The organism is Psychrobacter glacincola (assembly GCF_904846215.1).
Taxonomy (GTDB): domain Bacteria; phylum Pseudomonadota; class Gammaproteobacteria; order Pseudomonadales; family Moraxellaceae; genus Psychrobacter; species Psychrobacter glacincola.
On the sequence record NZ_CAJGZK010000106.1, the window covers coordinates 1 to 548 of the forward strand.

1 protein-coding gene is annotated in these 548 nt (G+C 44.5%); it reads right to left on the reverse strand.

Annotated elements, in window-relative coordinates; all coding sequences use genetic code 11:
• A partial coding sequence (locus tag JMW90_RS13635) for an ATP-binding protein (RefSeq protein WP_201564780.1) occupies positions 1-390 on the reverse strand: 390 nt, incomplete at its 3' end.
• Positions 391-548: the final 158 nt, after the last annotated feature.

The following is a 548-nucleotide window of genomic DNA, read 5'->3' on the forward strand; positions in this document are numbered from 1 at the left end:
CCATACCGTAACCTCAACACGCGTTGATAGCGCATTGACGACAGAGATACCCACGCCATGCAAGCCACCTGACACCTCATAATTGGAAGTCGAAAATTTCCCACCTGCATGCAAACGAGTTAAAATCAGCTCAATCCCTGATTGGTTAAATTCAGGATGAATATCTGTTGGCATACCGCGTCCATCATCTTCGACAGACAACGAGCCATCACTATGCAGTTGCACTTTGATGGTTTTAGCATAACCCGCTAACGCCTCATCAACCGAGTTATCAATGACCTCTTGCGCCAAATGGTTCGGGCGCGTGGTATCGGTGTACATACCTGGACGACGACGGACTGGCTCAAGACCTTCTAAAACTTCTAACGATTGCGCATTATATTGACTCACAAATGCATCCTTAACTGTTCGCGTGCGTTTAATTCTATTAAACCATTATAACGAAAAATAGCGACATTAACGTTAACAGTCCATCGCTTACGTCATATAATGTCGTCTGTTTAGACCCGTCCTAAATCTTGTAGCATATCTATCACCATTGGCAACTG